We start from the raw sequence: 16906 nt of genomic DNA, 5'->3' as shown, positions 1-16906 counted from the left end.
GCTCATCAAAAAAGGAATTGTTACTCATACGTAATAGCTCCGTATATACTCTATCTATATTAGGTTACAGGTTACGGGATGTCTATATGCAATTCAAAGGTTTTAGTTTTTAAGCTTTATGCCTATCTCCTATAATTGATCGGATAACCTGCACACCTACATTTAGGCATGAAACTGTGACCGAAACTGGAAAATACAAAGATACCGTCAACTTACCCAAGACTAAATTTGATATGCGGGCTAACGCAATCAAGCGCGAACCCGAAATCCAAAAATTCTGGGAAGAAAACAACATTTATTCTCAACTGGCTGAAAACAACCCTGGCGAATTATTTATACTGCACGATGGGCCTCCCTATGCTAACGGCCAGTTGCATATTGGTCATGCTTTAAATAAGATTCTCAAAGATATTATTAACCGCTACCATTTGCTCCAAGGTCGTAAAATTCGCTACGTTCCTGGCTGGGATTGTCACGGATTGCCCATTGAGTTGAAAGTTCTGCAAAATATGAAACAGGCAGAACGGCAAAATCTCACTCCTTTGCAATTGCGACAAAAAGCGAAAGAGTTTGCACTGAAGACCGTAGACGAACAACGAGAAAGCTTTAAACGCTATGGGATTTGGGGTGATTGGGAAAATCCTTATTTAACCTTAAAACCAGAATACGAAGCCGCGCAAATTGGCGTATTTGGGGAAATGTTCCTCAAAGGTTATATTTATCGCGGTTTAAAGCCTGTGCATTGGAGTCCTAGTTCTAAAACCGCTTTAGCAGAAGCTGAGTTAGAATATCCTGAAGGTCACGTTTCTCGCAGTATTTACGCGGCTTTTCCGGTAGTGAAGGTTTCTGAAGGGTTAAAAGCTAGTTTGGATGGCTTGTTGCCTGATTTGGGGGTGGCTGTGTGGACTACTACTCCCTGGACTATTCCCGGTAATTTGGCTGTGGCTGTGAATGGTGCGTTGGAGTATGCGGTTGTGGAGGTCTCACGCAGAGACGCAGAGGCACGGAGAGAGTGCAAGTATCTGATTGTGGCGGCTGAGTTGGTGGATAGGTTGGCTGGGGTTTTGGATTGTGAGTTAACGGTGAAAGCCAAGTTCGCAGGGAAGGATTTGGAACATACTATTTATCGTCATCCTCTTTTTGACCGTGAAAGTCCGGTGGTGGTTGGTGGTGATTATATCACTACTGAGTCGGGGACTGGGTTGGTTCATACGGCTCCTGGTCATGGTCAAGAGGACTATATTGTTGGTCAGCGTTACGGTTTGCCGATTCTTGCCCCGGTTGATGATAGTGGGAATTTTACGGATGAGGCTGGTAAGTTTTCTGGCTTGAATGTTTTGGGTGATGGTAATCAAGCGATTATTGACGCTTTGCATGAAGCGGGTTCTCTGTTGAAGGAGGAAGCTTATCCTCACAAGTATCCTTATGATTGGAGAACGAAGAAGCCGACGATTTTCCGCGCTACTGAACAATGGTTTGCTTCTGTGGCTGGTTTTCGGGATGAGGCTTTAAAGGCTATTTCATCTGTGCGTTGGATTCCGGCACAGGGTGAAAACCGCATCACGCCGATGATAGCAGAAAGATCCGATTGGTGTATTTCTCGTCAACGTTCTTGGGGTGTGCCGATTCCGGTGTTTTATGATGAAGCAACTGGGGAAGTTTTGCTAAATGCGGACACGATTAACCACGTTCAAGCTATTTTTGCCGAAAAGGGTTCTGATGCTTGGTGGGAGTTGTCGGTAGAGGAGTTGTTACCGGAACAATACCGCAATAATGGCAAGACTTACCGCCGGGGTACAGATACAATGGATGTCTGGTTTGATTCTGGTTCTTCTTGGGCGGCAGTAGCGAAGCAAAGACCAGAATTAACGTATCCTGCTGATATGTATTTGGAAGGTTCTGACCAACATCGCGGTTGGTTTCAATCGTCTTTGTTAACCAGTGTGGCGGTTAATGGCATTGCACCTTATAAAACTGTGTTAACTCATGGTTTCGTCTTGGATGAAAATGGGCGAAAAATGAGTAAATCGGTGGGGAATGTGGTTGACCCTCAATTGATGATTCAAGGTGGGACTAACCAAAAACAACAACCTGCTTATGGTGCGGATGTTTTGCGGTTGTGGGTTTCTTCGGTAGATTATTCTGGTGATGTCCGGTTGGGTGGTAACATCATCAAGCAATTAGCGGATGTCAGAAATAAGATTCGCAACACCGCGCGGTTTTTATTGGGTAGTTTGCATGATTTTGATCCTCTCAAAGATGCTGTAGCTTTTGAAGATTTACCCGATTTGGATAAATATATGCTGCACCGCATTCGTGAGGTGTTTAATGAAGTGACGGACGCTTTTGATAGTTTCCAGTTTTTCCGCTTTTTCCAAACTGTGCAGAATTTCTGCGTTGTGGATTTGTCGAACTTTTATTTAGATGTTGCGAAGGATAGATTATATATCAGTTCTGCTGATGCTTTCCGTCGTCGCAGTTGTCAAACGGTTTTGCAAATTGCTTTGGAGAATTTGGCTAGAGCGATCGCACCTGTTTTGTGTCATACTGCGGAAGATATCTGGCAATTTATCCCCTACGAAACCCAATATAAATCAGTTTTTCAAGCTGGTTGGGTGCAGGTTGATGATAAGTGGGAAAATCCCGAATTAGGGGAATTTTGGAAAACACTGCGACGGATTCGTGGTGATGTTAATAAGGTTTTAGAACAAGCACGGACAGAAAAGCTGATTGGTTCTTCTTTAGAAGCTATAGCTTTGATTTATTTCAGTGATGAAAAATTACGCGCTGCTATTGAACCCTTAAATATTGGTGGTAATGGAATTGATGAATTAAGATATTTATTCCTCACTTCTGAAGTGCAATTATTAGATACTCCTGAGACATTAAAAGGATTGAAAACTCTGCGAGTTCAAGGTGAGGATAATTGGGATATTGGCGTAGTTAATGCCGCAGATTACGAACATGATGGAAAATCTTACCACAAGTGCGATCGCTGTTGGAACTATTCTACTCATGTAGGTGAATCAGCAGAACATCCATTGTTGTGTGAACGTTGTATTCCGGCTTTAGCTGGAGAGTTCTAGAACAATAATATCCCCGACTTCTTATAAATTGATGGAAGAAGTTGGGGATCTATTTAAAGTCCAATTTCTGCTCTTAATACTGTGGTATCATTTGTATTTGTGATTTGAAAACCCAGTGTTTGACATACTCGCTGCATACCTGAATTATCAGCCAAAATATCAGCATAGATACAGCAGACTTTTTCATTTTTACCAACTTCTAATAACCTGCGGAGTATTTCTGTCCCTAAACCTTGACATTGGAATTTATCGCTGACTAGCATAGCAAATTCCGCTGCATTATTCTCATGTAATTTACTTAATCTTCCTACTGCTAATATTTCCCTATTTTCTGTTTCGGGATTTTGGTATTCTGCAACTAAAGCCATTTCTTGATCATAGTCAATAAAACATATCCGCGTTAGTCGTTCATGGGTAATGCGTTGACTCAATTTGATTAAGTGAAAATAGCGAAAATAGACACTTTCTTCTGATAGAGTTTTGTGAAATTTTACCATTAATGGTTCGTCTTCAGGACGAATGGGACGAATAGTAACTGGTATATTATTTTTCAATTTCCAATCACTAATATATTGACTAGGATAGGGACGAATGGCTAATTTTGGTAATTGATGTTCTGCAACATCAGCAGAATGTAAAACTATTCTGGCATCTAATGCAATTAATCCTCCAGGATTTTCTGGAGTAGGAGGAATAGCTAACAAGGGATTAATATCAATTTCTTTAATCCAAGGTTGTTCCACAACTAATTGACTAAATTCTACCATTAATTGGTCAAGGGCAGCAATATTAATACTTTTCCGTCCTCTGACTCCTTGCAAGGCTTTGTAAATTTTGGTTTGTTCCATCATCCGCCGTGCTAGGGTAGTATTGAGGGGAGGAAGGGCTATAGAACTATCTTGAAAAACTTCCACCAATTGTCCTCCAGCACCAAATAATAATACTGGCCCAAATTGCGGATCTAAACTACTCCCAATAATCAATTCATAACCATCAGTTTTTATCATTTTCTGTACCATGACACCGAGAAAATCTTCGGCTTTGGCTTTTTCTTTGACTGATGTTTCAATAGTTTGGTAAGCCAGGTTTACAGCTTCAGCATTTTGCAGATTTAACTGCACACCACCCACATCAGTTTTATGGGTAATGGTTTGAGAATAAAGTTTTAAAACAACTGGATAACCCAGATTTTCTGCACATTCAACTGCTTTATCTGCACTTTCAGCGATACAACCAGCAACCACAGGAATACCATACGCGGCTAAAATTTCCTTAGATTCAAATTCAGTCAGAATTGTTCTTTGTGCTGTTCTTGCGGCTTGAATAATATTTTCAACTATGGCACAATTGCGAGTATTCACATCACAAGTTAATGTTGGTAAAACCGGAGTTTCATAAATACCCCGCAGGTTATAACTCGATTTCCACATATAACTAAATACCCGCGCTGCTGTATCAGGATAAGAGTATGTGGGAATACCTTGACTGTTAAGAATTTTTTGTCCCGCAGCCACATCTGCACCACCCATCCAACTTGCTAAAATCGGTTTATTCGACATTTGCGAGTAGGGTTTTAATTGTTCTGCAATTTGGGTAGGATCTGTCATCGCTTGGGGTGTTAAAATTACTAACAAACCATCACTATTGGGATCTTTTGCTGCAATTTCTAAGGCTTTTGTATAACGTTGTGGATCAGCATCTCCTAAAATATCAATAGGATTATTATGACTCCATTGTGGTGGTAAAATTTCATTGAGAGAAGTGATTATTTCTGGAGAAATTAATGCTAATTCTCCCCCACTTTCAATTAATGTATCTGTTGCTAATACTCCCGGACCACCCGCATTAGTTAAAATCGTTAACCGTGGACCTTGGGGACGGGGTTGTTTTGCTAATACTTCTGACATATCAAATAAATCAGAAATACTATTGACTCGTAATACCCCACAACGCCGAAAAGCTGCATCTAAAACAGCGTCACTTCCTGCTAATGCACCTGTGTGGGAAGCTGCGGCTTTAGCTGCGGCTGCGGTACGACCGGCTTTAATAACAATTATCGGTTTTGTTAAAGCCACTTCTCGCGCTGCTGACAGGAAGGAACGCGCATCCCCAATGGATTCCATATAAATGACAATACTTTTTGTATGGGGATCATCACCAAGATAATAAATCAAATCACCCCAATTTATATCTAACATTGAACCGATGGAAACAAAGGCACTAAAACCCACATTTTCCTGTAAACTCCAGTCCAAAATTGATGTACATAAAGCCCCACTTTGGCTAATAAAACCAACGTTTCCAGGTTGTGCAATTTTACTAGCAAAGGTAGCGTTTAAACCGGAAATTGGGTTCATTACTCCTAAGCAATTTGGTCCAATAATTCTAATGTTTCCTTTGTGTGCTTGTTCGAGTATTTCCTGCTCTAAAGCAATCCCTTTTTCTCCGGCTTCTTTGAAACCAGCGGAAATAATAATTGCGCCTTTAACACCGATAGTTACACAATCAGATATAATTTTAGGAACGGTGGCTGCTGGTGTGGCAATTACCACTAAATCTATTTTTTCGGGAACATCAAAAATAGTTGGATAAGCTTTAATTCCTAAGACGCTATGACGGTGAGGATTAATCGGAAAAACTGTGCCTCCAAAGGGATTAGTAATTAAGTTCCATAGTAAAGTTCTACCCACACTTCCGGGTTTTTCACTTGCACCAATTACGGCTACTGTTTTGGGGGCAAAAATTGCATCCAATGGGTTAATTCTCTCTGTATGCAAGATATCATAGGCTTTATTGCTGGTTTTATTGGTAGATGTTTCCATTCATAACTCCTGGTAATTTGTAATGAATTTTTAGACTTTATTAATAATGCTAATTATTTTGGTTAAAGCTATCCCAATCCCTTTTTCTGCTATTGGTGAAAGACAATCCCCTAATTCAAAGTTAACTCCTGGGACTGTCACTAACCAAGCTGCTGGATAACAACCATAGAGAGATTTTGTCAAAGCTAAGAGCGATTGTGGATTAGCACTATGTCCTGTTATCATATTATATTTAGTAGGCAATAGATATTCTACTTGTACATCTTCTGATTTAGAATTAATCATAGCATCTACAAAAATCGCTAAATTAACATTTGCTAAATTTGCTGCTAATTCTGGGGTAAGTTGATGCACTGCTAAAGATTGGACATTAGATAGATGCCAGAGATTAATTAGATTTGCTACCCTTGGTCCAATAGCATCATCACTCCGTAATTCATTCCCATAACCAATCACTATTGCAGTTAACGTCATTTTTATCACCCCTTTTTCATCAATTGTAACTGTGATTATTGAATTGAATCCTTCCCTCTATAGGATTTATTCTTTACTTTGAAACTACTAGAGAAATTTGAGGAACTTGTGAGGAAACACAAAAACACTAAAAACAAACTTATGTAAACAGGATATTTATTTTCTAGCTTATTCGTTATATTATTAATTTGGATGGTATCAATCAAACCATTAAAAAATTTAGATAAATTGTGAGGCTGTTCTATGCCTGAAGTGAATTTTCAACAGCCAATTAATAGTGCTGCTAGGATTGTCGAAGAATATACAGCAGGAAAACGAGATTTTGAAAGAGCAGAACTAGGTGATGCTGATTTACAAGGTTTGGATTTGAAAGGTGCTGATTTCAGTTATGCTGATTTGAGTACAGCTAATCTCAGCAGTACGAATCTGCGAGGCTGTGATTTGAGTTTCGCTGATTTAAATGAAGCTAATTTAGAAAATGCAGATTTACGAGGGGCTATGTTGTTTTCTGCGAATTTGCGTAATGCTAATTTACAAGGGACGCATTTAGAAAAAGCAGATTGTGATCATAACACCCATTTCCCCCCAGATTTTGACCATATTGCAGCAGGTGTAAACATGAGTAATCCATCTGTATAGATACTGGTGCGGCTATATCAGCCGCTAATTTTTATACTAGTATTATTATAAATTGTTAATATTAGCCTAGTCTATCACTTGACACTTAAAATAGCATATTTTCGCAATTTTTGCAAATTTGAATTTTATAACTTAATTTTTTCCTGGAAATACTTTAGTTAAATCTAAGATTAACTCAGGGAAAGATGGCAATTTTACAGACTCATTAGGGAGGATAATTGATTTGTGACGATAGCCAAATTTACCTTGTAAGTCTTGATATGGTTCACTGTATTATTCTAAATAATAGGTGATTAAATTAAATATCCAATAATCAGAAATACCAGCTTCTGAATATAGGGGTAACTTTACCTCTTGGTCATATTTTAAAGATGAATCAGCTACTTCAATAATTAGGAAAATGTCAGAGGGAGTAGGATGATTTAGAAAATAATCATCAGTTCTATTACGGAGGATAGCTATATCTGGTTCTGGTTCGCTATTTGGAGGTATATATATAGGATCTTGAGACTGTAAAGTGGCAAGATTTCCTAATAATATTGTTAATTCTCTGATTAACCGTCTATTGTATGTTGAATGTGGTCTACCTTTTGCAGCCATTTCGATAATTTCACCTTTAATTAATTCAACTCTGTCATCTTCTGTGAAGAAGCCAATGTCTGCTAGACGGTGATATTCAGTTATGGTAAAGCGTTTAGCAGTAGCAAGAGTCATAAAATTTGGGTAATATGAGTTTAAATTAAATTATATCATACAAGACAAGAAGACAAGATCCCCGACTTCTCTAAGAATTCGGGGATCTGAATAAATACTTAATCCCGGTAAATTTGATTAACTACAGTGCCATTTGTGTCTACTATTTCTATTAATAAAGGCATTTGTCCCATGGCATGAGTTGAACAACTTAAACAAGGATCAAAAGCCCGAATTCCGGCTTCGACACGGTTTAACATTCCTTCTTTTATTTGATCACCTTGGATAAAATGACGGGCAATTTGGGCAACGGTACGATTCATTGCTAAGTTATTTTGACCAGTAGCAATAATCAAATTTACCTTTAACATTAAACCATTTTCATCAACTTGATAATGATGAAATAATGTCCCCCTTGGGGCTTCACTTGCACCCACAGCTTCTAGACAATTAATACCAGCTTCTGCCCGCAGACGAGTTGATAAAATATCAGGATCATCAAGGATAATTTCTATGTGTTCAATACAGGCTAAAATTTCAATTAATCGGGCATAGTGATAGAAAAATGATGATTTAACAGTGCCATTACCATGACTGCGGAATTCTTTTAATTCTGCATCTGCTAAAGGTGTACCAATGTGACTACAAATATTCAATCTTGCCAATGGTCCGACGCGGTACATTCCACTATCTAAACGACAATGATCACTACTATCAGGATAACCTAAAGGACGATAGTAAGGAGATTTTAAATAAGAATCTGCTTGCACCGCTTCACCGAGAAATTCATGATAGTTACTGGGGTCAAGTTTATCAGCAACAATATTTCCCCCACTATCAACAAACCGGAGATGTCCATCATAGGTTTCCCATAAACCTTCAGAACTGACTAAACCCATAAACAAACTAGGAAAATTACCAAAGGTTTGTGCCTCTTTTTCGTAATCTTTTAATAACCCTTTAAATAACTCTATGGCATTAATTACAGTAGTCCTAGCTTCAGGAATCCGTTGTTGAATGTGGGTGCGATTTTCTTCAGTTAAAGGGTCACGAACTCCACCAGGAATAGCCCAGGAAGGATGGACTTTTTTACCTCCTAATAATTCAATGATTTCTTGGCCAAATTGTCGTAAACGAATCCCACCTCTAGCCAATTCTGGTTCAGCAGCAATTAAGCCAAATACGTTACGTTTTTGGGGATCACTATCCATGCCTAATAATAAGTCCGGTGCGCTGAGGTGAAAGAAGCTGAGGGCATGGGATTGGACAATTTGACCCAAATTCATTAAACGGCGTAATTGAGAGGCTGTTTTGGGGATTGTGACAGCTAAAATGCGATCGCCTGTTTTGGCTGATGCTAATAAGTGACTGACTGGACAAATACCGCAAATTCTTGCCGTAATTCCTGGCATTTCTGGAAAAGGACGACCAACACAAAACTTTTCAAAACCGCGAAATTCAGTTACATGAAACCGGGCATCATTGACATTTCCAGCATCATCTAAATAAATACTAATTTTCGCGTGTCCCTCAATGCGAGTAACCGGATCAATAACAATTGTTTTCATAAATCATTGGTAATTGGTAATAATAGAAAATTGTAATGTTGGGTTTCCTTGCGTCAACCCAACCTACATATTACAAATCATAAAACCTAGATTCTGCGGCTTCTGGATATTCATCACAGTAATCTTCAAAGGCAGTTTTCAGAGGTTTTTCGGCGCGTTGGTGAGCCATTTCCGCTTGTATTTCTTCTACCACATCCCAAGCGGCTGCACATTCTGTGGAATTCATGCCTTTTTCTGCACAAACAATCCGAGCTTTTTTAATTTCATCTTGTAATTCTTGCTCTAATAAAAATGAGCGCGGTTGTTCTAAACAACTACTTCTTGCTAAGATATCAGTAAGCGAAATAATTCCTAATAGTTCACCACTAATTACAGGCGCACGCCGGAGATGATGGTTAGCAAATAATCTGGCTACATATTCTAAACCTAATTCTGGATTAACCACAATACAAGGTTTAGTCATAATTTCATAAACACGGATTTTATTCGGATCTTTGCTATAGGAAATTACTTTATAAACAATGTCGCTTTCTGTGACAATTCCATAAGCATCTTGTTCATGCCGACGATCTACAATTAATGCTCTCCAATCTCTTGCCCTCATTAAATCAACTGCTTCCTTAACTGTGGCTGAACTGCGAATCATTGCCACATCTTTGGTCATTACATCTGCTGCTGTTAACATAATTCACCTCTGGGATAATTAAAAATTAAAAAGTGAAAATTAAAAATGGTATTAACCAAATTTAATCATGTTTCGTCCATCCATAGCAGGTTTTTCTCCTCTTAATAAGGGTTCAATTGCGGCTTTAATTCGGGAGGCTGAAGGGGGACAACCTGGTAAATAAATATCAACATCTACTACCTTATGCACAGGAACAACTCGATCTAGTAAAGGGGGAACAATACCTGGTGAATGGGGAATTTGTTGATTAATATCTGCTTCTTGAACATAGGCTAATTGTAAAGCTGGTTCAGCACCACCGGAAAGATTGAGTAAAGCGGTAACATTACCAGTGACAGCGCAATCTCCAAAGGAAATGATTGTTTTAGTCCGTTCTCTAATTTTGTAAATTAATTCTAGATGTTCTTCATTGGCTATAGCCCCTTCAACTAATACCACATCTACACCTTCTGGATATTCTTTAATATCAGCAATGGGACTATAAACTATATCAACCTGTGCTGCTAAGACGATTAACCATTCATCCAAATCGAGAAAGGACATATGACAACCAGAACACCCACCTAACCATACTGTTGCTAATTTTATTTTAGTCATATTTTTGCCTTTTCAGTGGAAATTAATGATTGCCATTCTTTGACAACATGGGTAGGAACTGAGATATTAATGAAGTTTTTTCCAGGTAAAGACATAGATAAAGTTAAAGATTCTAGAGGCAATTGGGGTAAGATTTCTGTGAAATCATATTGACCAATTGTAGGGGCTGGGGCTTCATCTACAAATATATCATCAGCTTGCCAATTTTTACCTGTATTGGTAGTAATTCTTAAAGGTTGGGGATGAATTAATTCCGCAGAACCAGGAAAGCCCACTAAGCGAAGATTTATATTAGATGATTGCCCAGAATTTACTTGTTTAAATAGCACAACTTGCCAAACTTTTCCTGATTGATCATCTAATTTTACTTGTGAGCGATAAATAACTTCTCCTGGTGGGTTTCCTAACTGAGTAATAGCAGCAAATGCTTTCCCAGATGTGAGGTTTATTAAACCCAGGAATATAAATATTGTCAATATCCCCACTAATAGAATTCGCCTAAATATTTGTCGAATATGGTGGATCATGAGATTGATTTTTTGTAAGTTATTTATTGCTATATAAATATAGGATTAAAAATTCCATTGTTTTTTCTCTCTAGCCATTACTAAAAAGTCAATCTTACCGCGATCATGTACCATTTCCCCAACACTTGAACCTTTATCAAATAGCGCACCTGTGGGACAAGCATTTACACATTTACCACAGGAAGTACAGGTTTGGGAAGTTCCCCAAGGCTGATTTAAATCAGTAATAACGTGAGATTTTGAGCCTCTTCCTGCCATATCCCAAGTATGTGCGCCTTCGATTTCATCACATACCCGCACACAGCGAGTACAAAGCACACAACGATTATGATCTATGCCAAAAAGATGATGAGAGGTATCAACAGTTCGCTGAGGATTTTGATATTCTAATCGCACATGATCCATGCCCATTTCTATGGCTAAATCTTGTAATTCACAGTTACCATTAGCAACACAAACGGAACAAACATGATTCCCTTCGGCAAATAGCATTTCTACAATTGTACGGCGATATTTTTGTAAGCGATTGCTATTTGTATTCACCTCCATTCCTTCTGTAACCTTAGTCACACAAGCAGGTTGTAGTTTATTACTACCTGCGATTTCTACCAAACATAAACGACAAGCACCCATATCTTCTACACCTTCTAAATGACATAATGTAGGAATATGAATACCAGCTTGCTGTGCTGCTTCTAGTAAGGTTTCATCCTCACGGGCGCTCACAAGTTCGCCATTTATTGTTAAAGTTTTTACAGTCATAATAATTTGGTAATTGGTAATGGGTGATTGGAAATTGGAAAAGAATTCTGACAACTGACAACTGACTACTGACCACTAACCAAAGCTAAATACTCATCATGGAAATATCGCAAAGTGCTAAAAACTGGATTTGGTGCAGACTGTCCTAAACCACATAAACTTGTGTGTTTCACCATGTCGCAAAGTTCCTCTAACAAATCTAAATCAGCTAGTGAACCTTTTCCTTTACTAATCTTTGTTAATAACCCGTGTAATTGCACAGTTCCCACTCGACAAGGAATGCACTTACCGCAAGATTCATCCATGCAGAATTCCATGAAAAAGCGGGCGACATCTACCATATTTGTAGTTTGATCCATAACAATCATCCCACCCGAACCCATCATTGAACCTAATGCGGTTAAGGATTCATAATCTACAGGTGTAGCAAAAGCGGAAGCAGGAATACATCCCCCAGAAGGACCGCCAGTTTGTACTGCTTTAGCAATACCACCAGGAACACCTCCCCCCATTTCTTCGACAATTTCTTGTAAAGATGTTCCCATTGGCACTTCAATTAAACCCGTATTGCGGATTTTTCCAGCTAAGGCAAATACCTTTGTGCCTTTGCTTTTACCAGTGCCAATATTAGCAAACCAATCAGCACCTTTACGGACAATGGGCGCGATATTTGCAAAGGTTTCCACGTTGTTAATTAACGTCGGATAGCCCCATAAACCGGACTCAGCGGGATAAGGTGGGCGGGGATGAGGGACACCGCGTTTACCTTCAATCGAAGCCATTAAAGCCGTTTCTTCGCCGCACACATAAGCCCCGGCACCGATGCGGATTTCGAGTTTAAAATCAAAGGGAGAATCAAAGATTTGTGAACCTAAAAGTCCTAAGCGTTGGGCTTGACGAATTGCCGTTTCTAGCCGTTGAATAGCAATGGGATATTCGGCTCTAACATAGATATAGCCTTGATTTGCACCGATGGAGTAGGCAGCGATCGCCATTCCTTCCAAAACCCGATGGGGATCACTTTCTAATACACTGCGATCCATGAATGCACCGGGATCACCTTCATCAGCATTACAAATCACAAACTTTTTCTCACCGGGGGATTTTGCCACTGTCCCCCATTTTAAACCTGTGGGATAACCAGCCCCACCCCGTCCCCGCAAACCACTTTTGGTAATGGTTTCCACTACCTGACTGGGTTTCATTTCTCGCAGCACTTGGTAAAGTGCTTGATAACCATCAGCCGCAATGTACGCTTGAATGCGTTCGGGATCAATTTTGCCGCTATTTTCCAAAACAATGGGGAATTGACCGCTAAAAAATGGCTGATTTAAATCACCCTGTTGTAAATTTGTGGTTTCTCCATTTACCCCCGCAATAATTTCTGCTGCATTTTCTGGGATAACTTTTTCATACAACTTTGATTCCGTAGGATGTTCGGCTGTATCCACCTGTACCAATGGTCCTTGACAGCACAAACGCATACAACCCACACCAGAAACCTGGACAGTATCTTCTAAACCCGCAGCTTTCACAGATGCTTCAAGATGATCTTTGACAGCTTGGGAGTGAGAAGACAAACAACCGGCAGCGGTACAACACCGAATCTGCACAGATTTCTGTTGAGAACGTTCTTTTTGACCAATTTCTAATAATTCATTTAGTTCCATTTTGCAGCCATTCTCCCACTTTTTCAGATACTGATTCCGGGGTTTGATTACCTAAAACAGCGCCATCAAACACCACCGCTGGGGCAATTCCACAAGCCCCCAAACATCTAGCCGTCATCAGAGAAATTTGACCATCTGGGGTAGTTTCTCCTGCGTGAATTTGCGTAAACTGCTCTAACTTAGTTAAGATAGTCTGTGAGCCTTTGACATAACAAGCTGTACCTGTACACACCACACAGTTATGAACCCCTTTCGGTGCTAGGGAAAACAAATGATAGAAGGTAGCTACCCCATAGACCCGACTAGGTGGTAATTTCAGGCTATGGGAAATGTACAATAATAAATCCAGTTCTAAATAACCAAATAGTTCGGAAGCCCGATGCAGAATTTCAATCAGTGCATCTTGTTGATATTGATGACGCTTGATGGTTGCGTCCAACATCTTTAACCGCTTGTCCCCACTGGGATGGGTTGTAGGAGGTGGAACTGATGTTTTCATATTTTTTCCACGTTATAGGATTGGTAATCGGTAAATATTTTACCTCTTACCTTTGCCTTAGTTACTAAAAGTGGTAGTTTTTGAAGTAGCCTCTACCGCTTTGGAACTAATAGGAAGATGGACAATCTGCACGGAACAAGGTGCATGATGCAACACATAGTTACTCACACTACCGAGAAAAAATTCTGCTATTCCAGAACGTCCCCGTCGTCCCATCATAATCAGATCAGCATTCCAAGTGGTAGCTAATTCACAAATCATTCTGCCTGGACTACCAGCATTTTGCGTAAACTCCGTATTAACACCGGATGTATTAGCTTGGGCGCTCCATGACTGTAACATCTGCAAACCTTCATTTTTAAATTTTTCCCAATGCTCTTGGTATAATTTAAAACTTTGCTCATTCCAACCGGGATAGTAGTCAATATTCGGATAAACCAGGGCTTCAGGACTGCCTTCTTCTTCCTGTGATAAAACGTGCAGTAACATTAAGCTTGCAGATGTGATCTTGGCTAAAGATAAAGCTTGCTCAAAAACTTTTATGCTCATATCTGAACGATCTACCGCAACTAGAATTCTATTAAACATATATACCTCGATGTTAAGTTGCTAACTAATGATAATGATTATATCTGGCCTTTTAGGTTAATTTTTGCTAAAATCAGCCTTAACCTTCAGTACCAATTATATTTATACACCAAGAATTTGAGTAACTTGTGAGGATAGATTTTTCGGAGCAGGTTTGATATTCACCCTATACAAAAAATCATAAAGTTGCATCTTATCTAAGATAGATTCACAAATATTAAAATTTATTTCTCTGTAGCGATAATGTGTAAATCTATGTTCTGATTTCTGATTAACTCCAGCAAGCGTTGTGTGAAAGAGCGTTTAAAAAATCTTTTCCATCGGGGTTGCTGACTTTCACCGATGACTATTTGAGTGATATGATGAGTTGTAGCAACTTGAGCGATCGCTTGAGGAACATTATTACTTTTAACATGGATAAATTCACCAGCAAATTCTTTGCAAAGTTGCTCACAAGTATGAATATGTAAACTTTCTTCCTTACTAAGAAATCGTTCAGGACTCGCAACAAATACAGTATAAAATTTCGCATTCATATAACTGGCAAGTCGCGCCCCACGCCGTAATAATTGAATCGAATTAGGATAAGTAGATACACATACTAAAACCCGTTCGTGAACATTGCGAATTTGTCCAGCAGCAATAGAAGTATTTGCTTCTTCTTCAACAGTATCAGCAACTTCTCTTAATGCTAATTCTCGTAAAGCAATCAGATTCCGCCGTTGAAAAAAGTTTTGTAGGGACTGCTCAATTTTATCAGGAGTATAGATTTTACCTTCTTGCAACCGTTCTTCTAAAGTTTCTGGAGTCACATCAATCACAACCACAGCATCAGCTTCATCTAATAATCTATCAGGAATCCGTTCTCGCACCACAACACCCGTAATTCGTGCTACTAAATCATTCAAACTTTCCAGATGTTGAATATTCACAGTCGAGTAAACATCTATCCCAGCCGCTAAAATTAATTCGACATCTTGATAGCGTTTTTCTCTAACTGAACCAGGGACATTTGTATGGGCTAATTCATCAATTAAAACCAGTTGAGGAGAGCGATCTAAAATCGCATTTGTATCCATTTCTTGGAGGTTGATATTTTTGTGAATAATGACTTTTCTCGGAATTACCTCCAATCCTACAGCTTTTACAGCCGTATCTTTGCGTCCATGAGTTTCCAAAAAGCCAATCACAACATCAATACCTTCTTTTTTAAGTTGATGTGCCTCTTCCAGCATTTTATAGGTTTTCCCCACACCGGGAGCCATACCAATAAATATTTTATGCTTTCCTCGTCGAGCCGGACGAATATAAGAACTATCAGGAGAGGGTGTATTGGGATGAAACATGAACAAATTCCTACTTATTTGCTAATTTTATCCAATGATAAATTTAGGTTCAAAACATTCACACCAGGTTCACCAAATATACCCAAAAAGCGACCATCTGTGTTTTGAGAAATTAAAGTTTCCAGTTGCTTTGGTTCAATTCCTCGCGCTTTCGCTACTCGTGCAACTTGTACCTTAGCACCTTCAGGAGTAATGTGAGGATCAAGACTTGAACCAGAAGTATAAACCAAATCCGCCGTAGCTTGGATACCCGCTTTTTTAAGTTTATTAATTTCACCTTCATTTCCGTTAATACGTTCCAACAATGCTGGATTACTCGGAGCTAAATTACTAGCACCAGATACCCCAGTCTTCAAAACACCAGCTTCATCCTTTTTTGGGTCTGCTGTGCTGTAATTAGTAGTGCTAGGACGACCCCAAAAATACTTTTCGCTGGCAAAAGGTTGACCGATTAAAGCTGAACCAATAATCACACCTTGAGAACTTCTAATTAAACTCCCATTTGCCTGATAAGAAAAAGCAAATTGCCCCGAAACTAACATAAATAACGGATAAATAAAAGCCGTTAGTACCCACAAAACCAAAGTCGAACGAATCGCTTTACTAACTTGATGCCTCTGACTCATATTCAAACCTCCCTGATTTAAAAACCACAACAAAATATATTTCTTCCTTTGCGCCTTTGCTCCTTAGCGTCTCTGCGCGAAATAAAAAATATGGTTCATCTTAAAACCTCTCCGGCTGAAAAATCACAACAAACAAATAAACACAAAGACTGAGAATAACAAGCCCCAACAAAGTAATTGTGTAAGCCGAAAAACGCGATTCTGCTACTGGAGTAGCGGCTTGAACTGCTGGTGCTAATAACAAGTTGAAGCAAAGTAGTAAAAACAAACTTAGCGGAACACGATGACCTTTAGAAATTGCCATTGATAAATATTCCATAATTA

At 39.1% G+C, this 16906-nt stretch carries 15 protein-coding genes and 1 pseudogene; 2 read left to right on the top strand and 14 right to left on the bottom strand.

All coding sequences use genetic code 11. The features are described from left to right. Window positions 1-176 precede the first annotated feature (176 nt). Window positions 177-3086, top strand: a complete 2910-nt coding sequence (gene ileS, locus FJR11_RS06840) for an isoleucine--tRNA ligase (RefSeq protein ID WP_168502958.1) — start codon at window positions 177-179, stop codon at window positions 3084-3086. Window positions 3087-3139: 53 nt separating this feature from the next. Here the strand turns inward: ileS and FJR11_RS06835 are convergent, their stop codons facing one another. Both FJR11_RS06835 and FJR11_RS06830 read right to left on the bottom strand, forming a co-directional pair. After that, window positions 3140-5908 (bottom strand): bifunctional acetate--CoA ligase family protein/GNAT family N-acetyltransferase, encoded by a 2769-nt coding sequence (locus FJR11_RS06835; protein ID WP_168502957.1) that lies wholly within the window; start codon window positions 5906-5908, stop codon window positions 3140-3142. A gap of 30 nt (window positions 5909-5938) precedes the next feature. Further along, window positions 5939-6382, bottom strand: coding sequence for a hydrogenase maturation protease (locus FJR11_RS06830; RefSeq protein ID WP_168502956.1), 444 nt, complete (start codon window positions 6380-6382; stop codon window positions 5939-5941). Window positions 6383-6625: 243 nt separating this feature from the next. On the opposite strand from FJR11_RS06830, the gene FJR11_RS06825 reads away from it, so the two are divergent. Continuing rightward, a complete protein-coding gene (locus FJR11_RS06825) occupies window positions 6626-7021 on the top strand; it encodes a pentapeptide repeat-containing protein (RefSeq protein WP_168502955.1) in 396 nt (131 codons plus the stop codon). Between the two features lie 132 nt (window positions 7022-7153). Here FJR11_RS06825 and FJR11_RS06820 read toward each other — a convergent pair. The 12 genes and pseudogenes from FJR11_RS06820 to kdpF all read right to left on the bottom strand — a co-directional run bounded on the left by FJR11_RS06820 (window position 7154) and on the right by kdpF (window position 16901). After that, window positions 7154-7735: pseudogene (locus FJR11_RS06820) on the bottom strand (Uma2 family endonuclease). A 98-nt stretch (window positions 7736-7833) separates the two neighbouring features. Then, a complete protein-coding gene (locus FJR11_RS06815; RefSeq protein ID WP_168502954.1) occupies window positions 7834-9282 on the bottom strand; it encodes a Ni/Fe hydrogenase subunit alpha in 1449 nt (482 codons plus the stop codon). Between the two features lie 70 nt (window positions 9283-9352). Next, a complete protein-coding gene (locus tag FJR11_RS06810) occupies window positions 9353-9967 on the bottom strand; it encodes a CP12 domain-containing protein (RefSeq protein ID WP_168502953.1) in 615 nt (204 codons plus the stop codon). 51 nt (window positions 9968-10018) lie between these two features. Next, window positions 10019-10564: an oxidoreductase gene (locus tag FJR11_RS06805; RefSeq protein WP_168502952.1), complete on the bottom strand. Its 546-nt coding sequence runs from the start codon at window positions 10562-10564 to the stop codon at window positions 10019-10021. Continuing rightward, a complete protein-coding gene (locus FJR11_RS06800; RefSeq protein WP_371417475.1) occupies window positions 10561-11049 on the bottom strand; it encodes a DUF3122 domain-containing protein in 489 nt (162 codons plus the stop codon). Before FJR11_RS06800 ends, FJR11_RS06805 begins: the two co-directional genes overlap by 4 nt. Window positions 11050-11136: 87 nt before the next feature. Then, complete coding sequence (gene hoxU / locus FJR11_RS06795; RefSeq protein ID WP_168502950.1) at window positions 11137-11853, bottom strand: bidirectional hydrogenase complex protein HoxU; 717 nt, start codon at window positions 11851-11853, stop codon at window positions 11137-11139. A 65-nt stretch (window positions 11854-11918) separates the two neighbouring features. Then, complete coding sequence (locus FJR11_RS06790) at window positions 11919-13523, bottom strand: NuoF family protein (protein ID WP_168502949.1); 1605 nt, start codon at window positions 13521-13523, stop codon at window positions 11919-11921. Then, entirely contained in the window at window positions 13510-14022 is a 513-nt protein-coding gene (hoxE, locus tag FJR11_RS06785; protein ID WP_168502948.1) for a bidirectional hydrogenase complex protein HoxE, read from the bottom strand. The genes FJR11_RS06790 and hoxE overlap by 14 nt, the downstream gene beginning before the upstream one ends. A gap of 57 nt (window positions 14023-14079) precedes the next feature. Continuing rightward, window positions 14080-14610, bottom strand: a complete 531-nt coding sequence (locus FJR11_RS06780) for a universal stress protein (protein ID WP_168502947.1) — start codon at window positions 14608-14610, stop codon at window positions 14080-14082. Between the two features lie 224 nt (window positions 14611-14834). Further along, complete coding sequence (locus FJR11_RS06775) at window positions 14835-15956, bottom strand: sensor protein KdpD (protein WP_168502946.1); 1122 nt, start codon at window positions 15954-15956, stop codon at window positions 14835-14837. 14 nt (window positions 15957-15970) lie between these two features. After that, window positions 15971-16582 carry a K(+)-transporting ATPase subunit C gene (gene kdpC / locus FJR11_RS06770; protein WP_168502945.1) on the bottom strand — a complete coding sequence of 204 codons (612 nt, stop codon included), beginning with the start codon at window positions 16580-16582 and terminating at the stop codon, window positions 15971-15973. A gap of 100 nt (window positions 16583-16682) precedes the next feature. Further along, window positions 16683-16901, bottom strand: coding sequence for a K(+)-transporting ATPase subunit F (gene kdpF, locus FJR11_RS06765; protein WP_168502944.1), 219 nt, complete (start codon window positions 16899-16901; stop codon window positions 16683-16685). Between the last annotated feature and the right edge of the window lie 5 nt (window positions 16902-16906).

The organism is Anabaena sp. UHCC 0187 (genome assembly GCF_009712035.1).
Taxonomy (GTDB): domain Bacteria; phylum Cyanobacteriota; class Cyanobacteriia; order Cyanobacteriales; family Nostocaceae; genus Dolichospermum.
The sequence above is the reverse complement of the archived record's forward strand: the minus strand, read 5'-3'. Positions and strand labels throughout refer to the sequence as shown.